The sequence below is a fragment of the Metabacillus sp. GQ13 genome (assembly GCF_059758525.1).
This window is the reverse complement of the sequence record NZ_JCAXET010000004.1, coordinates 88,415-107,992: the sequence shown is the minus strand read 5'-3', so window position 1 is coordinate 107,992 and position 19,578 is coordinate 88,415. Positions and strand designations below refer to the sequence as shown.

Genomic DNA, 19,578 nt, shown 5'->3' with positions numbered 1-19,578 from the left:
ATATTTTTTTCATGAAGCAAGCTTTTCAACATTTTGAGGCTAACTACCTCTATACAAAAACTACGAAATGTCAAAAATCCTTCTTATTCTTGTTTTTTTACCCTATTAATAATTTAATCTAAAATCGAAATTTTCAATATTTTGGATAAATTCAATTTAACACATTAAAACGGATTCAATAAAGGATTACTTTTAGACAATACTCGACATTGTTTTTAATAACTATATTTCAAGAGGTACCGCCAACATATCTAATTTATAACGTAAGGAAATAACAAAATTAAGAAATTAGACTTTTTTCGTTACTCCAGAAAAGAGCCGTATTCTCGAATTATTCAGATAATTAAAAAGAGATACAGTTATTGAACATTAAAAATCCATTTGTTAACAGAGGCTTTTATAATAGAAAATAGTTGCATCTAATTTACCAGTCGCAGATAACGCATAATTAGGAATTCTTCCAGCCTGAATGTAACCCATTGAAGTATAAAGGTGATTAGAAGGGTCTTTTTCTCTTGTATCTAGAACCAAGCTCATCACTATGTTCTCCACTTGATTTTAATTGTTTGATTTTTACATCACTAACCAACAAAATCACCCCATTTTAGTAACTATTACCTCAATTTAACAGGAAGAACGGTTTTCTCACAACAACAATGTTAGATATTATTACAAACATTTTTTGAACATTACTTCCCGTTAAAAAAGTTACAAGCCTTCATTCAAGAAAAGAAAAAGTCTCAGAAAAAGACAAGACGCAAATAATCTATGAATTAAAGCATGAATGTAAAATCAGAGAATTAATTAAGATCGCTGACATTTCAGGTAGTACATTATTACTGGGTAAAACAAACGAATCCACCTGACAAATATAGTGAAGGTAAAGAAGTCATCCGACAGATCTTTGAAGAGCATCAAGGTCGTTATGGTTACCGACGAATCATTGCTTGTGCAATTAAAAAGTAACCCAGGATTTCTTTCAAAATAATCCCCCCATTTTAAGATAATTATAAATTATTTATCTTTATTTTCTTGATGTTCATCAAGGTTGTACAATTCCCAGAATGAGTGAAAAAATTAAAAAAGATACTAAAAATATTTTCAATACATGTCCCCCTTACAAAAAACCAAAACTTTTCCAGAAGAAAATCCCATAAAGTAATGTTAATTTGAATAAGATCTCTCAGTATCAAATGAATAATGTATACAAAACTAGTTGACATAAAGCTTCTAATAGTCAATAAAAAAGACCCTCTATCTGTTAAAGGTCTTTTTTGGCCTGCAAATTCAACTAAACCTATTTTAAGGTGTATCCGCAAGAATAGATTTAACCAAAATAACTAACCCTATAAAAAAGTATTCTTTTTGAAAGGGTGATATTGGCTAGTGGACAACCAGAACATCAAGTTATCATCTACAGAAATTGCGAGCTTATGGAGTACATATACTTATGATAGTGCATCTATCTGTTTTTTTAAGCACTTTTTGCAACATCTCCAAGACGAGGATATCATTTCAATAGTAAATGAAGCTTTAAATTTTTCTCAATCGCAAATGAAAAAAATCGAAAATATATTTAAGGAAGAAAAGTTTCCAATCCCTCAGGGGTTTTCGGACATCGATGTTAACTTATCGGCCCCTGCGTTATTTGGTGATTTATATGCGTTAAGTTTTGTATATGGCATGAGTAGAATCGGAATGTTAAACTATGGAATTCTCACGTCAAATATAGCACGGGATGATGTACTTGAACTTTTCTCCCAAATTCTTGCTTCATCAAATGAGCTATACAAGAGGTCAGTACGCTGTATGCTATCAAAAGGTATTTATGACCGTCCTCCAATAATCCCTTATCCTCATAAGGTAGAGTTTATAGAAAAACAATCATTCTTAACTGGGTGGTTTGGTGAACAAAGACCAATAAATTCGGTGGAGCTCACAGAGGTTTTTTTTAACATTGAAAGAAACTATTTTGGAATACTTCTATTATATGGGTTTATCCAAGTCGTGGACGATAAAGAAATCAATCAGTACTTAAAGAGAGGAAGAGATTTAGCTAATAAACAAGTTAAATATTGGAACAACCTTTTGAAAGAGGAAGATTTGTTGGGGACGGTTCCAGTTGAAATGGAAGTAACAGACTCAAAGATATCTCCATTTTCTGAAAAATTGATCATGTTTTTGATTACTACATTAAATGCGGCGAGTTTTACGTATTTTGGACATGCTTTGTCTGTTTCAATGAGAAGAGATTTAACTGCTAATTATTCCAAACTTCTAACTGAAGTGATGGCATATGCAGAAGACGGATTTAATATAATGATCGACAGAGGTTGGATGGAAAAGCCGCCTGGAGCAATTCAAAGGCCTTGAATTTATTTGGTTTTAATCTTAATACTATTGAATAACTTTTTTTAAAAAATAGTTGATATAATCGAAGTTATAGGTAATGGAAAAGGATCTTCAGTTGAAGATCCTTATTTAGTGTTAATACAAAAGTGTTATCTGAGGAAATTATAGCAAATGAAATCATGTTAAGAAAAATGAATAGGAAATATTAATTATTATATAAACCTCTTTCAATACCACTAAAAATTTCTATCAATTGTGGTAAATGAAATGATATATATAGAAGACAAACTGTTATACTAGCTAATAGAATAAATTTTTCCCATTCTAGATTTTTTTTCTGCTGTTCATTCATCATGGTAATCTCCTACTAATTCTAATTTATGTTCTCTTGAAGTTTTACAATAACCCCCATGTCTCATATCCATAAGTGCATATCTTCCAAAAGATTTCCAACCAGTTATTGGTTTAAATCTTCCGTTTCGTTATCTATATTGCCATCAGATATAACCCATCTTCCATAATCGTAATTTTGACTTCCCATTACTATTCTTGGAGAAACAGGTACAAAATCATGCGCAGCGTTGAGATTTGAGAGTTAAAGTGTTGATAAGGGAAATTTCACTATTGCTTCTCATGATTGTTATTGTACAACTAGTAAATATACAAATATCACCTTTTTTAGAGACTTTGGTCCATTCGTGATACTAGAGAAAAAGAAACATCTGTTCATGAAGTGGGTCATGCTTTTGGTTTAAAACATACAGATGATAAAGCTTTTGGTACAGCAATTATACTAAGTGGTCCTGATTTCATAGATAAAGCTTCTCCACAAATTGATCATTGGGCTGGATTAAGAGCTAGATACTATTATGGGGGTATTGATATGAAGATTAAAAGATGAATTATAATTGGAACATTATCTTTAATAGCATTATACGGGTGCACTTATCCTTATCATTTTTTACAACCTGCAAAAATGATTGAAGGGCATGGAAAACATTTAAATTTTTCAACGATTGAAGAAATGGAAAAAGAGTCCACTCTAATCGTAATAGGCAAGAAATTATCAAAAGAAGACCCTACTTTTCTTGATGAAGGTGTTGGTGGAGTTATGGCAGGATATACAATTTCTGATTTTGAAGTGAAAAAAGTATTAAAAAATACCTCAGAGCTAGAATTTGAAAAGAAAGACGTTATTCCGGTATTAGAAAATGCAGCAACCAAAACCGATTTATTAGGAAGAAAGATTTCTTATTTTCAAGAGGGATATGAACTAATGAAAAAGGGAAAACATTACGTTTTATTCATGGATGAAAGTAATTCCGATCCAGGTACTTTTATTCCTGTAGGTGCTATCTATGGAAAAGTACCTTTAGAAGCAAGTAAAGGTACTTTAGAATTTAAAGGCGATGACGAACAAATTAAGGAAATTACAGAAATGTCGATCAAAAAGTATAAAAAAGAATTTGCCTCAGAGAAATAATAAATCTGAATCTTCATTTGAAGATCCTTTTTGCTGCTGCTTGTTAAAGTAACGCACCTTTTATTTGAAATTAATAGAACTTATTTTTTTTATGGGGGTATCGTCAGAAAAATGAGGATTTACAACGTTAAGAGAAAACAAATAAAAAAGCCTAATTTCTGATTAAAGATACCGAGAAATTAGGCTATAGTTACTTCATAAGGTGACTGTTATTGAATAACTAAAAAAGTCGGTTTCCAAAGTTGGAAAAGAACAAAATAAATTACGGGATTTCAATTTCAAATTCTTCAAACATAGTTGGTTTTGGTGACTTATAGGTTTTAAGCTGTAAACCGTCCTGCTCACCGGTTGAAAATCCTTGCTTAAAACTATTTCCTTTTATTCTTTCTGCAAATGGTTTATCTTCTAGCATTAAGTTTTTACCGTTAGCATCTTCTAGCCATATCGGATTTCTTGAAAGTCTATTGTCGACAATGGTATCACTTTGAATGTCAAAATGCACAATTGTCCTATCTTCTAGATAGGTTATATCTGTTATAAGAATCTTTCCAAAATCACCTTGATCCAATACAAACGGTACACTTTGATCATCTACTTGTATAGAAACCTCTTCTGCCCTTCCGTCTGTCATTGGAATTATATAAGGAATAATCCTAACCTTTTTTGTTCCCTCTTTTAAAGGCGAATAAAGTATATCCAGATCAGCCACTACTTTCCCATTTTCTGTTTCTCCTTCGCCACTTTTACTTACAATGTCTAAGAAATTCCCTTTCTCATCGATCATGTAAAAATCTAGCATATATGGATCAAGCTTATTATTTTCTTCATCCATCGTTATGTTTACTGCAAGATCAGTTCCAGCTGGCCCAAGCTTCAAAGAAGTAATTTGAACCTCTGCTTGTTCTATTTTTTTAACTTCCTGTGGGCGAATAACTGTCACTTCATTTGATTGCTTTACCGGAAATTCGAACTCCCACTTTCCTGGAATAAGACCAACAGCTTCAATTTTTATTTTGATATCAAACTCATCTGGGAGTTCCACTGTTGGATTAATATCTAACACACCTTTATATTTCTGCGGTGTGATAAAATCTCCTGAAGAGCCAGAACTAAAGTTAATTTCCTCTCCATTCACTTCAATGGTCGGTCGTTCAAGCTCACCAATGGCAAACAATGATTCTTGAGTGTAGCCAAATGTTAGGCGTGTTCCATCATAAAAAATTTCATTCATTGTCAAAGTAATCCCATTGTCCTTGGAAGTTTGATCGATAATTTGAGTTAGGCCACTTCTCCCTACTATTCTTAAACCTTCATCACTCACGTCATTGAAAAAGGTCCCTATAATAGGAATATGAGATGCAACTTTTGCCATGGCTGGAGAAATACTTGCTGAACCTATAAACAATCCAAATCCTATCACGGCTACGCTAAGCGAATAGAGAGCTATTTTTTTCTTCGATTTTTTGACACGACTTTCATTTATCGTACCTTTAATAATAGAATCAAGCTTATCTATTGGAACAGATATTTTGTCCATTTCTTTTTTGAAATCCGGCCATTGACTATTCATATACACAATCCTCCTTTAATAATTCTCTTAACAGATTAACTCCACGATGTATATTTGTTTTCACGGTTCCTTCGGGACAATCTAATAATTCAGCAATTTGTTTAACTGTGTAATCTCTGTAAAATCGTAAGATTAAAACGGTTTTATACTTTTCATCTAACCCTATGACCGCCTGAAGTAAATCGGAGTCTTTTTCACTTGGTAGATAGGGATTTATCTTACTTTCTAACATTTCTCTTTCCATTGGAATAATTCTTTTTTTCCTATTTAAAAGATCAATAGCTGTGTTGATAAGAATACGAGTCAACCATGTCGAAAAATACCGTTCATCCTTTAGGTTTTTAATCGAAATAAAAGCTTTATATACCGTTTCTTGAAAAACCTCAAGAGCATCCTCTTCATTTTTCATATAAACATAGGCAATTTTATAAAGTTTCACCTTTTCTTTCACTATTAACTCCTGAAATGCTTTATTATTACCTTTTTTCGCACGCTGTACTTTCTTTAAATCCGACAAATTCCTGTCCCTCCCTTTCTCTAACTGTTAGACAATCGAAATATGTAAAACGTTTCAATTTATTAAATTTTCATATAGATTAAAAATGCAAAAGAAAAATTAAGCCAATTTTCATTAACCTTTTTGAAAGAGGTATTTGATGGTAAAAAATTATCCTTGTCAAAAATTTGACAAGGATAATTTTTTTGATATATTGAACAATCATTTACCCCAGAATATGGCCGATTTTTCATGACTGACATTTTCTAAACAACCTGATTTTAAATTAAAATTTTAATGTTACTTAACAATTCCTTTAGATTACCAAATCCAAAGGGGTAAAACGGTGTAACTTTTTATAAACGGTACGACTTTCTTTCAAAGCCACGAAAGTTTGATCATTTCTTATTAAAACAAAGCTATCCGTTAGCACAACGATAGAATTATTTTGATGATGATGTAGAAATCGGAGATTTTTGTTTCTCCCAATCTGCAGGACCCTCATTAGGTTCAATAAACTTCCGCCAATACTCTCCACTTTGCTTATCAAATATTATGATATTACTATCATTCGGTGAGATTATCTCATACCTAAATTGTACTTCCTGCGTTGTATTAATGTGTTCGGATTTTAAAGACTCTGAAATTAACCAAGCCCCTAAAAGTAAGCATATTCCCAACAAAATAATAGAAAAAGACAATAGATGTTTATTCATTTTCTAACCCCATTTTAAGATAATAATTTCATTGTATCATTTAAAAGTTTAAACATTTTACTTTTTTCTTATTCCACTACCCCTCCCATTTAGTTGAAGAAAGATAAAGAAAAAAAGGCTGCCGTAGCAACCAATATTACTATTCAACTCTTGCTCCTTGTTTAAGTACAATAATTCCCAAGCATCTTAAATACCTACTTGAAAGTAATCTGTTGATTCTGTATCAGAAAATCATAATCTGCACATTGAATCAAGTAGTTGGGTCAATGGTTTCAAATGAAGAACCAATTACCGGTCATTGTTGAGAAATCACTTCATATAATTTGCAACTAACTCATAACATCTTTCTCTTGTAAGACTGGCTTGCGTAGCCACATATTCTAATGCTTCCGTCGAACCACCTTTATACTTTAGTGATGCTTCTTTAGCAACTTCATCTCTGTGTTTTATCCAGTTCCGTTGTTCTTCTATTAATTTATCCATCTGTTCTGTACTAAGCTGTTCTTTCAACACTCCGTAAATTTCGTTTAACTCCACATCCCACTTTTTATACCTCTTAGCCTCTTGTTCCTCCAACTCTAACATTGTTGTTCCAGCTTCTGAGTTTCTATCTGATTCTTCCATATCATTAAGTTTCTTGAGATATTCTTCCTTTTTGCTTTCAGTAATTTCACTGTCACTATTACTGAACTTCAACGGCTCTCTATCAACTGATTCTGTAGATGTATTATCAGAAGCATCTTCTTGGTCGTTTAATTTGGTGTTGTCAGCACCTGCTGAAGAGTTTTCTGTTGTATCTTTTTCTGTTAAGTCTTTATTTGATGAATCGTCATATGTACTCCGAGTTGAGTTGTTAGTCGATGACTGGTTGTTCGATTTTGCACTAAACTCATCAGACGAGTTTCCACAACCAGCCAATACGACTAATACTAAGGTAAACATTACCGTTAAGAGTTTTTTATTATTTTCCACTTTAAAAGCCCCCTCTTAGAAAATCATACCAATACTTTAACATTCCTCCAAGTGAAAATTCCTTATATCGTTTTGGAGAAATACCTCCTTCAAAACGATATAAGTGGTCGAATAGAGAGAAATATGAACAGGAAAGATGATTTGTCTAAACAAGAGTTTGGAGAGGAAACTTTTGCACTTGCACCACGATGGAAGTCTTGCTTTCCTTTAACTTATTTACTAAATAGTTTAATTCCGGAGATAAAAGTAATAATAGCAAGAAGTGGTAAACGTAACCATGCCATATATAGCCAAAAGTCTCCACCATATATAGCCACTGGATCAGAACCAAAATCATCGACATAAACTGCAATGTTCAAAAATAGCTTTAATACGATCTTTGACTACCCTGACTGTAATTACAAGAATAGTAGATGAAAATAGCAAAATAAAAAGGACATCCTATACAATAACCATTCTAAGAACAGCACCATATTGACTTGTCAACAGCATCTTCAGGAATATAAATAATTCCACCTTTAATTTCATATGGTATTTCATTCAACTCCAATAACTCAGTTGCATTACTACTATCACCAGCTCCCCATTCAACAAATTCTCCGTCATTTTCCTTTTGACAGGAAGTTGTTAAAAGTAGAATGAATATGCAATATAGGATTATTTTTATTCTTTTCAAATAATCTGAACCCCTTCCCTTTAATAATTATACATTATTTGGATATTTTACGTTGGTAAGATTAAAAGAGAGAGTTACCACAACAGCTAAAGCTTCCCTGCAGTACAAAAGTTCCATTATTCTGGAGTTCCCTCGTTCAATTAAAGCTCCGGTTTATTGTGCTATTTAAAATAAGGTTAAATAAGAGAACAGAAATATAAATACGATATACTTATAAGCGGTCATTGATGATTTCTTCTTATTTGCATTATTCTTAATATCTGCTGTTAAAAAAGAGAGTAATACAATAATAAAAATATATGTAATTGATTCTTTTATTGATGTTAGCCTAGTAAAAAGTGTTAATAGTAAAATGATGCTTACTAATACCATTAACGAGATGGTAATATACTCTGGTTTAAACCTTGGAACGTTTTGCAAGTTAATCATCCTCCAAAACAATTATCAACCATTTAATTCTTGTTTATTAAACACCATTTTCCGTGACCATCTGTTTTCCCAATCGTTTAATCGGTTCTGATATCATTTATAAAGTATTTAAGATGGTTTTCTATTCCACTAATTGATGTATAGGTGGTAAACATCTCTTTTTCTACTAATTCTTTTTATGTTTTCTATGAGTTCATTCTTCGAAGCTTCTACTCCTCGAGAGATTGTCTCTGCAACATCGGTTAGGAAAGCTATTCCATCTCCTTCAATTAGTTGTACTGGATTTTCATTAAACGGTTTAGTAGCATTTTCAAAGTGGTCTAATCTTTCTTGAAGTTCAGACCAAATAAGGGACTTTAACTATAAATAGTCTTCTGAATTACTTAAGTTACTAATATGTAAGTCTAATCCAACCTTTGAAGCAACCGGGGACTATCTTGTAGAAATAGAGGATCGTTGTTTCCTTTTATTTGTTTGAGATGTTATAGAGACATTTGAGTTTCTATCTCCATAGATTTCATTGTTTTCTAATCCTAAATAAAGCAAAAGCTTGGATATAGGTGCGCAAAGCCGTACTTCATTAGTCTGGACCAATTTACTTTTTAGAATCGAAGTAATTTCATCTCTGTAAAGATTACAAAAGTCCTTGAAATGAACAAACGATTCTTCTATTTCTCCTGGATTTTCAACTAGGTTTAGGTAATATTCTTGTAAAACGTGTTTTTTACCTTTTAGTATTGAATATGAACAGGTCTCAAAAATGAGTTAGGAACTGGTTTCCATTCCCTAGCGTTAAAACATAATTCGAGCATCTCTTCATCTTCAGAAATTTTAAGAGACAAAAAATCATATAGCTTACTTGAATTTCATTCCTCCTACTAGTTTTAAAAAATCCAGTATCAATATCCTAATATTACCATACATAGTGTTCTAACTAACCTGTCTTTTGTTAAAAAAAATCCTTAGTATCAGATGAAAGCTTATACAAAACTAGTTAAAATAACGAAATGCAAACGGTACTGAAAAAGGAGATAGCCGTGGCCATCCCAACAGGATATGGAGGAGGATCCATTACTTATTTACTTTCATTTTCTCGGGTATAGTCGTCCAGTACATTGGGTCTTCCAAACCGAGCCGCCAAATCCCGATTCCTCGTAAGTTATATTTTTCTACAAGGTTTAGCTTAAACCGCAGACTATCGCTATTTCCAAACCAAACCTGGTGGCTATGATGTTCTTCATCTACATAATTGAAATGAGGTGTTTGCGAACGGGAGTCCCATAGAACTTTAGCTTTATATTTTGTTTTCTGACCCATTATTTCTTCATAGGAGCTATACTTGGCTTTGCCTTCTGTTGTATCCCAGTCCCATCCATAACCAGCAATACCGAGTAATATTTTTGAGGGCGGTACTTCGTGTTTCAAAGCATAACGAATCGTTGCTTCTGTCCAATTGACTGATGCTGTTGACCCGGGTTTTGTTCTTGTATTGTGTTCATCGTATGTCATAATCATTAACCCATCAGAATATAGACTGAGCTTTTCGTAATCAAACCACGGTGACCAGGGATTAGCACGGGAATCACCTGTATTTGCCGGGACTGAAACCGTAATTACTTTTCCATCATGATGGAGAGCATCAGACAATTTTTTTATCAGTTGACTAAAGGAATCTCGGTCAGTCAAATACAAATTTTCCATGTCAATATTAATACCGTCATATTTATACTGATTCATTTCATTACGTAAATTCTGAATGAAAACATCGCGATTGCTATCATTATCAAGTACATTACTTGCTACCTGCTTGCCCTTCTCGACGGTTTCATAAAAAAGATTATGTACAACCATATATACCTTCAGGTGTTTTTTATGAGCACTCTGAATAACCTTTCTCTTATGATCTGCTGTAACGGAATCTATCAGACTGCCTGGACGTTTATCATCAAGTTTATACCAAAAGGGTGCAATGATGCTTAGACTGTCGAAATGTGAGTTAACTGTAGGTTGAGACCCTGGATACGTTCCTTCCTTTTCAGTGTAAAAACCTAAAACTTCACGAGGAGTTTTATTCTTATAGTCTTCCTCTTTTCTTTGTAACTGACTACAGGATGAGTTTAGTAATAATGCCATGGATAAAGCAATGATGGTGAATGACCAATAACAATTTTTCGCCATAATACACCTTCTTCTTATTTATATATTTCTTAAGTTGATAAGAAAAGGTGTAATTTATTCACGAATTGACTTTATACCTTAAAAGGGTCTTTGGAAAAGAGTCTTACACAAAGATGGATTTATATATATCGATAACAAAAATGATATTTACCATTAAATTTAAAAGCTTTATGATATTGTCGAGATAAATAATATTTACTATTCGTTATTCTTTTCCCATCCCCCATGCCAATTATGGGCAAATGAAAAAAGGATTTACCTACATGAATAATCTTAAAGGTTTTATACATAATAAACAGGGTTAAGGGTTTAGCCTTTAGAAAAAAATGGTGTAATCAGGAGGTTTTTAAAAAAATGGAACAAAATAATCAGAATCAACAACAACTTCAGCAAGCTATCACTGCTGCTCAACAGGCTATTCAATCTGCTCAAGCTAGTGCAAATCCACAACAATTGCAACAAGCACAGCAACAGCTTGATCAAGTTCAACAACAACTTCAACAAGTGCAAAACCAAGCAGGGGCTCAAGCTAATGCTCAACAATTGCAACAAGCACAACAACAAGCACAGCAACAATTACAACAAGCAAAACAGCAGATTCAACAGGCTCAACAACAAGTTCAGCAAGCCCAAGCTACTGCTCAGGTACAACAAAATTCAGGTCAATAAAAAACCCACCAAAACCGTTACCAATAATATCTATCCCCTTAAAAGGGGATTTTGTTGGACTATAGCCAAGTGGTAAGGCAACAGACTTTGACTCCGTGATCGTTGGTTCGAATCCAGCTAGTCCAGTCAAGAAACTTTCACCTATATTTCCTATACTAAAAAACCACCATTTAGGTGGTTTTTTAGTTTGAGAAGATCCCTAGGATATCTCATGTGTAAGCTTAACTACACAAGAAAAGCCTTACTCCTTCTTAAGAGTTGAATTAGAATAAAAATACAAAGTAAGACTTTAATTATTTAATTCTTCTTTCTTTGTAAGTTTGTCTTTATCAAGTGTTCCTAGTGATTGTCCTAATTATTCAAGGCTAGGTTAACATAAAGGTCTTGTGGGCATAAAAAAAAGGATCCTTCGAAGATCCTTTTGTCCATTCCTAGAAAATATTATATAGTCAGTACTAACCAATATGTCATTAAAGCTCCAATCGACTGTTATCACTTGAAGTAGTTTTCACGGAAGTAATTAAAAAAATTAGGCTGTTTATGCGAAATAAATTCTTGTTATGATGTTTACATCCTTACAATAATTATAGCTAATTGACTATTGATATTCCATCGATTAACACAGCTTTTACTAAAACTTAAATAATGGATTACTTAATACTTACCAATAAGTTGTTTAGTACTAGGTTACTTCTGTATTATCTGAATAAGGTTGCCACATGTATCGTCGAAGACAGCTATTGTGACTTCGCCCATTTTTGTCGGCTCCATAGTAAACTTCACGTCGTTTTCCAATAATCGTTCGTACTCTTTACGAATATCAGCAACGCCAAACATTGTTGCTGGAATTCCTTCTGCAACAATCTTCTTTTGATACTCCTTTGCAGCTGGATGTTCATTCGGTTCGAGTAAAAGCTCGGTACCATCTTTATCATCGGGAGAAACAAGCGTTATCCACCTAAATTTCCCCATGGGAACGTCCTCCTTTTTTACAAACCCCAGCTTTTCAGAATAAAACTTCAGTGCCTTGTCTTGATCTTGTACGAATATACTGGTTACAATGATTTTCATACTGTTTTTTCCTCCTTTGCTATTTGTTACGGATAGTGCTGTGCTAATAATCTGGATGCAAACAAAACAATCAACACTGTGGATTTTATTAAATTACTCTATCCATCCTTTCAGCAAATTTTTAAGTGGTTCGTTGTTGAATGTAACTACTCGATATTTCCCCTTTTTTTTTGAGATTACGAGCCCAGCAGCTTCCATTGTAGTGAGATGTTTAGCGATCGCTTGTCGCGAAATGGAAAGCTCGTGCTTCATAATGAGACGTGCCGTAAGTTCATACAACGTCAGTTCGTTGCGTTCGGATAGTTCGTCTAATATAAGCCGCCGAGTCGAATCACCAAGTGCTTTGAATATAGCGTCTTTGTCCCAATTCATATATCGAGTATAAGCAACTCTATGGTTGCTTGTCAAACGTAAGCAACTGTACGGTTGCGTAACATAGGAACCGGATCATGCACTATTAACAAGTTAAAGTCACATAATTGTCGTTTGAACTATTATAGAAATTTAAACTGTATTTCATCAAAAAAGTGCATTAATCCTCCTTGGAGCAACACACTAATTAGATTTATACGCACTTTGTATGTTTTTTATTTTTAACAAGTATCTTATTGAATCTGCCTCTTTCAATATGAAAGTGTATGACCCATTCTTGAAGTAAGACACCCTTTAGCCATCCATGTAGCAGAAATATCATAGCTACTTCACAGAGAATCTATGTGGAACTTTCCATTCTGATTCCTACTCCAGTCAATCCAATCCATAGTACCATTAATTGCGACTCACTCAATTTTTTAAACGAAAGAGATCGGTCTTGTCATATTGAGGAACAGAGTAAATCCCAAATAACTCAAGCTCTTGTAGCTTAGAAATAAAGTTTGATCTTTTCTACCTAAGTTATTTAAGAAGATTCCGAACTAATACACTTAGATATATATTTCATCTATTCCTTCTATACATATTGTATTTCATATAAACTTTTTACCCATAGCATGTCTTGGCGATAGATTGTGTATATATACACATCCTATCCCCTAATAATTCACTAGTTTGTTTTTTGTATGGCTATCTTTATCGTTCTTTCTTACATTTTACCATTATAAATTTTATTGGAGGTTTATCTTTCATGTTCTTATTTGGCTCGTCAATTTCTGAAAACTCCACCAGTCCATATTTTCCAAATTCTTGTTTTATGGAGTCAGAATCATAAAAAAACATTTTTACGTCTTCCATTATCTCGAAATAGTCTTTATCTAATTGTTTGCCCTTTCCAAACATTGGAGCTTTTTTTGAAACAGTTGTAAAAATCATATATCCATTTGGCTTTAACTGATTATAGCAATCTTTAATAAACTTATCTCTCTCACGTTTACTCAATAAGTGAATAAGTGCATAGCAAAATATACCGTCATAGAGTCTGTTATCAAAAGGCATATCAGTTACTGAACCATGAAAAATACTACCATCAAGCCCGTTTTGCCTTGCCAAACCCATCGCAGTTTTTGAAATCTCAATACCTGTTACATTTAATCCATTTTCAATAAAAAGCTTTGCATTTCTGCCATATCCAATACCTGGTACCAGTATGTCCTTAACATTTCTTTCAAGAAAAAAATCCTTTGTTAAGATTGCAGAGTCTGACGGTTCAAATCCCCACATCGTTTGTTTTTCTATAAAACTAGATTCCCAAAATTCCATTATTTATCTATCTCCTTTAATTATAGTCATAATGACTCTTTAATAACTATAATCGGTATTCACCTTTTTGTAAATAGTAATCCCTTTACAACTAACGTAATGTATTCTCATATTTCATTATCATTCTTGTCGAACTAAAAAGACCCTATACTATACGTACAAACTTTCACAATCTCCTTTAACTTTAACTTAGTTGTCTCTATATGTTGTTCAATGATAGGGCTTGTAAAACTAGTTATTGTTAAACAATCTCACCAGTTAGTTTTAACAATAACTGTTTTACTTCTAAAACAAACCCATAAAAGGCATTACCATGAGATAGGTACACTTGTGACTTTCATCGATCAGCATACCCCCTTACCTAATCTTAATTATGCTTGTGGAGACAATAAAACCTGCGATAATGCCATTTATTGTTTGGAATGTAGTTGAGGCTCCTACACCAAAATATCCCCCATAACATATGATGAGAATGGTACGTTAAAATTTAAAACTCCGGAGTAATACAAAATTGGAACAACAGATAAATATAAGAACGGTAAACCAAATACAGTCAACTTTCCATTTCCCTTTTATTGTCAAGCATTTAATAAAATGAGGAAGTGATAAAAATTAACCCTATAATTAGTGGGAAAATTGCTTTAAATAGGGCATAGGGAAAGAAATCATAATTCGTTTGACTTAGTGAATATAAATTAGCTTGATACCTTAATCCAAGAAAGGTCATTATTAGAAACAAAATCAAATAACCTGCCATGTTAATTCAATAAAAAAGAAGTTGCTGAAACAACTCCTTGTTAAGCTAAATCATCCTTTAGTTAAATAAGTAATGAGATGAAATTTTTTCAGCAATCATTATTTCTATTTTTATGTCATGTAATAGAAGTAATTCCAGATTCCAGATTTTTTTATTTACATTTTTAATATCCTCATATAAAAATATCTTTATCTTTTTTTAATTGCTCTACTTCACCTTGTAATTCTTGAAAAGACAGTAAATCAATTAAGTACCATTCGTTCTCAAAAAATACATTCCAATAAGTATAATTATTATCACCAATATACCTAAGAGAAGACGTTTCAATATAATTCCCCCAATAATATTAGTTACTTCAATACCTACTTATAGAGGTAAATATTCACCCAAATCTTCAACTCTTGCACTCGATCGTTGTACAAAATAATTTATTATCTGCAACTGTTAAAAAATTAAATTTTTCAGAAACAGAAAGCCATATATTATAGCACTGCAAATCACAATAAATAATCCAACCATTACAAATCCGTAAGCAAATCCTTTCCCCATTGAAAATAAATCTAAAAACATACTTTTAAAAGTATCAAGCATCTTAGACATATCCATCCCCCACTACCAAACTATTAGCTACAGTTTACCATAAAAATACAATAGGCTTATTAAATCATTCTGCCACTTGTTGAAAAAGTCCTTACTCCTTGTTGTAGTTAAGATCCTTTAGCTCAATAAGCTCTTATTCTTTAATATTTATTAAATCATTAAACAAGTAACCTACAGCCCTCAATTAAAGGGGGAAATGACAGCAAAATCGTCGGATGCTACCTTTTCCCATATAACTAAAATTAAGAAGGTTTTAGCAAATTTTTGAAGTTATTAAATAAATTTTTTTACTAGATTATAGATGATGATTCCTATTAAAATTCCAATTATCCAAAAAATAACTTTTTTCACAAGGTGAAAACTCCTAATTTATATTAATTTTGCAATAAGATCTCTATGTATTTAGATCCCACCAAAAATCGAGATAGCAATAAGAAAATATATTGAACCACAAATTTCCTTCCCTTATCTATACTATCCTTAAACCTATTTTATCATAGACTTAGCTTTGGAAATTACTTCCTATCCTCCGTATATGGAATAAAATTTAATTATATTTCAACTCAAGTTACCTATACTTGACAAAGAAATAGCTGCTATTAATTTAAGAATAACAACAACTAGAACTCTTAACTTTTTAGAAACAATAAGTTCCATTAATAGAAATATTTGTAGAAAAACTTGGAATTTTTGAAAATTTTAGGTAATATTAAATAAACCTTCCCATTAAATTAATACCTAAATGGATTTATAGGAATAGAAGAGTTAGAACACGATATAAATCGTGAAATAAACTTAGAGTAAATAAGGGAGTTAGAGAAAATGAGTAATAATGAATCACCTAATTGGATGAAACCAGTTTGGAAATTGAACCGTAAACAGATATTTATCAGAGTGTTAGCAATATTTCCTATCGTTCTGTTTTTTAGTGTTCGTTTATTGATATTTAACCCAGATTTTGAACCTGAAACTATTCATATATCAGCTGTAATGGGCTTTATAGGAATATATTTACTTTTAATACTGATTACCTTCATCAATTGGAAAAAAGAAAAAAAGGAGTCGGTTTGAACTCACCCCTAAAAGATAAATACGTTTATTAACCAAAAAATCATTTAATAGAAGGACGAGTAGTATACTCGTCCTTCTATTGCGATCTATATAATTCGTATGTCAACGGTAAGCGAAAGGAAAGGACCAAACTTTCAGGAACTAACTGTCAATTCACTGCGTCTAGACCCTCTTGTTTTAATCAAACTTCAATGATAGATATGTATTTTAAAAAACTATCCCCATTAGTTTAACTAATAATAGACTTCTCCTTTTTATTATCGGATATATCTTCGATAAATCTTTTACTGTATAATCTGCTAACAAGTAATAGATCGTGTAGTCCATGTAAAAGCATCGAGATAAATATCATAATTAACCAATTCCTGAAAAGTTACTCGGTTGAGTTTAAAATGGACGTACTTAATTATATAAACGAGATTGGAGCTTCCATCGAAGAAACCACTTTAGTATTTAACATTCCTTCCACGGTGAAAAGCTATTTTCATCACCAATCCTCGATTTATATAACGGAGAAATTATTGCATATAACGTTGAACAACGTCCAGTTTACCCACTAGTTTCTAAGATGTTGGAAGAGGCTTTACTTTAAAAGAAGGAGATTCCCCTATCCTTCATTAAGATCAGGGCTGGCACTATCAGATGAAGCAACTTCAGAAGGCATTGAGAGAACAAGAGATTACACTAAGCATGTACCGAAAAGGCTATTGTTTAGATAACGCAGCCATGGAGAGTTTCTTTGGGTTATTAAAGAATGAGTTACTTTATCTTAAAGATTTTAGAAGTATGGAACATTTCAAACAAGAATTAATAAAGTATATTCACTATTACAATCACAAAAGAATTAAGGGAAAATTAAATGGCATGAGTCCGGCTCAATACCGAATTCATGCCCAGGAAGTTGCTTAAATTTCGTGTCTAACTTTTTGGGTTCAGATCAAATAGAAGATCCCGTTTACTATGCTTTTTGAATGAAGCACATATTTCTTTTAAAAATGGAACTTCAGTTAAAAACTAAAATCCCTTCTTTCTTTTATGAAAATAAATCTAATAATTGTGTCCAGAATCCCTTTTTTTCCTCTACCTTTATTTCTTTTGTTTCTTTTTCTTCTATTTTAATCGTCTCCGTTTTTATGACAAATTGTACAGAGTTGATCTTTTCGTTCTCTGGTGAAACAAAGGATTTTGCTTCAAAATCAGATTTATCAAATTCAGCGATCATACTGTCGATCTCTTCCTGCATTTGATTAGGTATGTCGCTTGTTTTTTCAGATAATTCATCTGTCCCGTTGTGAAGTTCGCTTACTCCTTTTTCTAACTCATTAGTGCCACCAGACAATTCATCTATACCAGAATGAAGCTTGCTGTACGAGCTAGATAATTGGTTCACACCTTTTGTATAGCTTACTAATCCGGTATGGAATTCTCCGTAATTAGCGGACAATGAAGCAATCCCTTCTTGTAATTTCGTAAGAGAATCTGTCATATCCATGCCTTCTAAAGAGGATGTCAATCCATTGGCAACAGTCGTCAATGTGGTCTCCATTTCTTTAATCGAACCACTAATCGTTTCTAGCGTTGAATTGACTGCATCAAATCCTTCTTTCACTGCAGTATACGTCCCTTTAGCAGTTCGTGCAGCTTTATAGGTCTCAGTTAATTGATTAAGTACCGCTTGATCAGCATCACTCTCATATAAGCTTTTCATTTGTTCTTCTGTGATATTATGCTCAGGAATTGCTTTCATTGCTTTATCTAAATTGTTTAAGGCAATGGAATAATTTTCTTTAAGGGCATTTAGTCCCTTACCCGTTTCGTTTAGTCCATTAGCAATTTGCGAAAGTCCTTTTGGAAGGTTCTGTAACTCAGTCATATCTACTTCATCTGAACTCTCAAGACCTTTACTTATTGTCGTCAGTGCTTGGTCAATTGATTTTGAAGCAGTAACAAGTTCTGAGGATGCATTGCTAATTTCGGCTGCTCCGTTTTTGTATTGTTCAGACCCGTTACGTAAACTAGCTACACCATCATTTAATTCGGTAACTCCCTTTTCCAACTCTCCTACACCTTTGTTTACATCACTGATGGCATTTGTTAAAGTTGTCATTTCCCCGGTCATTTCGTCCATATCGGGTGCATCGATTGCCATTGATGATGGGACGGCTGCAATATCAATTCCTTGTAGCTCGAAATCGACAACATCAGCCTCAAGACTAAGCTCCCCCTCTTTCTCAGGCATGACAGTAAACGTAATTTGCTTATCTTTACCAGCATTAGCAACCATTCCATCAGGAACTTCGATATTTGTGAAAATATCAGGGTTTAGCGTTAGTGAGATTTGTAGCAAATAGTTTTCAAAAAAGATTTTATCTACATTTTCATTCGGAGATGTATTGATTTTCAGTTGAAAATCTCCATCTTTTCCTGCTAGTTCTCCCGGAGCGATCTCTTTCCCATTTAATAGATAGGAGATTGAGATATTCCATGGTAGTTCGCTTTCTTCCTTCATGTCTCCTTGATAATAAAACTTCCCTTTAGGAGCATCGATTCGAACAGCGTTATCCTCTTGTTCAATTTCCGAGAGGTCGGTTAAATTTTTAATGCTTTTGTATGGACCGTAATCAACAATCGTTCCTTCTTTTTTCACATCTAGGTTGTTAACTACATAAATTTCCTCTAATTCTCCACTAGCATGTAAAGTTGCATACACCACTTCATCCTTGGAGGTTAGCTCCCCATTACTTGTTGTTTTTGAACTTTTAGTTGACGCTGCATCAACAAGAAATGAAGGCAAGATCAAAGAAATTGCTAGAGTAAGTAGTAATAATCGTTTTTTTCTCATC

Annotated in this window: 21 protein-coding genes, 1 tRNA gene and 3 pseudogenes; 8 read left to right on the top strand and 17 right to left on the bottom strand. The window is 32.9% G+C overall.

The features are described from left to right. Positions 1–384 precede the first annotated feature (384 nt). A pseudogene (locus AC6CHR_RS05950) lies at positions 385–531 on the bottom strand (GNAT family N-acetyltransferase); the annotation flags it as partial. A 167-nt stretch (positions 532–698) separates the two neighbouring features. On the opposite strand from AC6CHR_RS05950, the pseudogene AC6CHR_RS05945 reads away from it, so the two are divergent. Both AC6CHR_RS05945 and AC6CHR_RS05940 read left to right on the top strand, forming a co-directional pair. Next, a pseudogene (locus AC6CHR_RS05945) lies at positions 699–942 on the top strand (IS3 family transposase); the annotation flags it as partial. Positions 943–1,386: 444 nt separating this feature from the next. Beyond that, positions 1,387–2,373, top strand: coding sequence for a DUF3231 family protein (locus tag AC6CHR_RS05940; RefSeq protein WP_498247612.1), 987 nt, complete (start codon positions 1,387–1,389; stop codon positions 2,371–2,373). Between the two features lie 184 nt (positions 2,374–2,557). Here the strand turns inward: AC6CHR_RS05940 and AC6CHR_RS05935 are convergent, their stop codons facing one another. Continuing rightward, entirely contained in the window at positions 2,558–2,704 is a 147-nt protein-coding gene (locus AC6CHR_RS05935) for a hypothetical protein (RefSeq protein ID WP_498247611.1), read from the bottom strand. A gap of 381 nt (positions 2,705–3,085) precedes the next feature. On the opposite strand from AC6CHR_RS05935, the gene AC6CHR_RS05930 reads away from it, so the two are divergent. Next, a complete protein-coding gene (locus AC6CHR_RS05930) occupies positions 3,086–3,253 on the top strand; it encodes a hypothetical protein (protein ID WP_498247610.1) in 168 nt (55 codons plus the stop codon). Positions 3,254–3,328: 75 nt separating this feature from the next. Continuing rightward, on the top strand, positions 3,329–3,835 hold the full coding sequence (locus tag AC6CHR_RS05925) for a hypothetical protein (protein WP_498247609.1): 507 nt from the start codon (positions 3,329–3,331) through the stop codon (positions 3,833–3,835). Positions 3,836–4,097: 262 nt separating this feature from the next. On the opposite strand, the gene AC6CHR_RS05920 is transcribed toward AC6CHR_RS05925, so the two are convergent. From AC6CHR_RS05920 to AC6CHR_RS05875, 10 genes are all read right to left on the bottom strand, one after another. Beyond that, positions 4,098–5,405: a DUF4179 domain-containing protein gene (locus AC6CHR_RS05920; RefSeq protein WP_498247607.1), complete on the bottom strand. Its 1,308-nt coding sequence runs from the start codon at positions 5,403–5,405 to the stop codon at positions 4,098–4,100. After that, the gene (locus AC6CHR_RS05915; protein ID WP_498247606.1) at positions 5,398–5,922 is read right to left on the bottom strand and encodes a sigma-70 family RNA polymerase sigma factor; all 525 of its coding nucleotides are present in this window, start codon (positions 5,920–5,922) and stop codon (positions 5,398–5,400) included. Before AC6CHR_RS05915 ends, AC6CHR_RS05920 begins: the two co-directional genes overlap by 8 nt. A gap of 422 nt (positions 5,923–6,344) precedes the next feature. Next, the gene (locus AC6CHR_RS05910; protein ID WP_498247605.1) at positions 6,345–6,617 is read right to left on the bottom strand and encodes a hypothetical protein; all 273 of its coding nucleotides are present in this window, start codon (positions 6,615–6,617) and stop codon (positions 6,345–6,347) included. A 309-nt stretch (positions 6,618–6,926) separates the two neighbouring features. Beyond that, the gene (locus AC6CHR_RS05905; RefSeq protein ID WP_498247604.1) at positions 6,927–7,559 is read right to left on the bottom strand and encodes a lysozyme inhibitor LprI family protein; all 633 of its coding nucleotides are present in this window, start codon (positions 7,557–7,559) and stop codon (positions 6,927–6,929) included. Positions 7,560–7,801: 242 nt separating this feature from the next. Continuing rightward, on the bottom strand, positions 7,802–7,948 hold the full coding sequence (locus AC6CHR_RS05900) for a hypothetical protein (protein WP_498247603.1): 147 nt from the start codon (positions 7,946–7,948) through the stop codon (positions 7,802–7,804). A gap of 98 nt (positions 7,949–8,046) precedes the next feature. Continuing rightward, entirely contained in the window at positions 8,047–8,265 is a 219-nt protein-coding gene (locus tag AC6CHR_RS05895) for a hypothetical protein (RefSeq protein ID WP_498247602.1), read from the bottom strand. 165 nt (positions 8,266–8,430) lie between these two features. Beyond that, positions 8,431–8,685 (bottom strand): hypothetical protein, encoded by a 255-nt coding sequence (locus AC6CHR_RS05890; RefSeq protein ID WP_498247601.1) that lies wholly within the window; start codon positions 8,683–8,685, stop codon positions 8,431–8,433. 138 nt (positions 8,686–8,823) lie between these two features. After that, the gene (locus AC6CHR_RS05885; RefSeq protein ID WP_498247834.1) at positions 8,824–9,042 is read right to left on the bottom strand and encodes a hypothetical protein; all 219 of its coding nucleotides are present in this window, start codon (positions 9,040–9,042) and stop codon (positions 8,824–8,826) included. Between the two features lie 84 nt (positions 9,043–9,126). After that, on the bottom strand, positions 9,127–9,432 hold the full coding sequence (locus AC6CHR_RS05880) for a DUF2332 family protein (RefSeq protein WP_498247833.1): 306 nt from the start codon (positions 9,430–9,432) through the stop codon (positions 9,127–9,129). Between the two features lie 333 nt (positions 9,433–9,765). Continuing rightward, positions 9,766–10,872, bottom strand: coding sequence for a glycosyl hydrolase family 18 protein (locus AC6CHR_RS05875; RefSeq protein WP_498247600.1), 1,107 nt, complete (start codon positions 10,870–10,872; stop codon positions 9,766–9,768). 354 nt (positions 10,873–11,226) lie between these two features. Between AC6CHR_RS05875 and AC6CHR_RS05870 the strand changes: the two genes are divergently transcribed. Together AC6CHR_RS05870 and AC6CHR_RS05865 are read left to right on the top strand one after the other, a co-directional pair. Next, on the top strand, positions 11,227–11,541 hold the full coding sequence (locus AC6CHR_RS05870; protein ID WP_498247599.1) for a hypothetical protein: 315 nt from the start codon (positions 11,227–11,229) through the stop codon (positions 11,539–11,541). A gap of 55 nt (positions 11,542–11,596) precedes the next feature. Continuing rightward, positions 11,597–11,667: transfer RNA gene (locus AC6CHR_RS05865), tRNA-Gln, on the top strand. A 561-nt stretch (positions 11,668–12,228) separates the two neighbouring features. Here AC6CHR_RS05865 and AC6CHR_RS05860 read toward each other — a convergent pair. The 4 genes from AC6CHR_RS05860 to AC6CHR_RS05845 all read right to left on the bottom strand — a co-directional run bounded on the left by AC6CHR_RS05860 (position 12,229) and on the right by AC6CHR_RS05845 (position 15,664). Next, positions 12,229–12,612, bottom strand: coding sequence for a VOC family protein (locus AC6CHR_RS05860; protein ID WP_498247598.1), 384 nt, complete (start codon positions 12,610–12,612; stop codon positions 12,229–12,231). A gap of 93 nt (positions 12,613–12,705) precedes the next feature. Continuing rightward, complete coding sequence (locus AC6CHR_RS05855) at positions 12,706–12,984, bottom strand: ArsR/SmtB family transcription factor (protein WP_498247832.1); 279 nt, start codon at positions 12,982–12,984, stop codon at positions 12,706–12,708. Positions 12,985–13,680: 696 nt separating this feature from the next. Next, positions 13,681–14,307 carry a class I SAM-dependent methyltransferase gene (locus AC6CHR_RS05850; RefSeq protein WP_498247597.1) on the bottom strand — a complete coding sequence of 209 codons (627 nt, stop codon included), beginning with the start codon at positions 14,305–14,307 and terminating at the stop codon, positions 13,681–13,683. Positions 14,308–15,508: 1,201 nt separating this feature from the next. Further along, positions 15,509–15,664 (bottom strand): hypothetical protein, encoded by a 156-nt coding sequence (locus AC6CHR_RS05845; RefSeq protein ID WP_498247596.1) that lies wholly within the window; start codon positions 15,662–15,664, stop codon positions 15,509–15,511. An 822-nt stretch (positions 15,665–16,486) separates the two neighbouring features. Between AC6CHR_RS05845 and AC6CHR_RS05840 the strand changes: the two genes are divergently transcribed. Both AC6CHR_RS05840 and AC6CHR_RS05835 read left to right on the top strand, forming a co-directional pair. Beyond that, positions 16,487–16,735, top strand: coding sequence for a hypothetical protein (locus AC6CHR_RS05840; protein WP_498247595.1), 249 nt, complete (start codon positions 16,487–16,489; stop codon positions 16,733–16,735). A 469-nt stretch (positions 16,736–17,204) separates the two neighbouring features. After that, positions 17,205–17,644 (top strand): annotated as a pseudogene (locus AC6CHR_RS05835) (IS3 family transposase); the annotation flags it as partial. A 124-nt stretch (positions 17,645–17,768) separates the two neighbouring features. Here the strand turns inward: AC6CHR_RS05835 and AC6CHR_RS05830 are convergent. After that, positions 17,769–19,577: a YhgE/Pip domain-containing protein gene (locus tag AC6CHR_RS05830; RefSeq protein ID WP_498247594.1), complete on the bottom strand. Its 1,809-nt coding sequence runs from the start codon at positions 19,575–19,577 to the stop codon at positions 17,769–17,771. Between the last annotated feature and the right edge of the window lies 1 nt (position 19,578).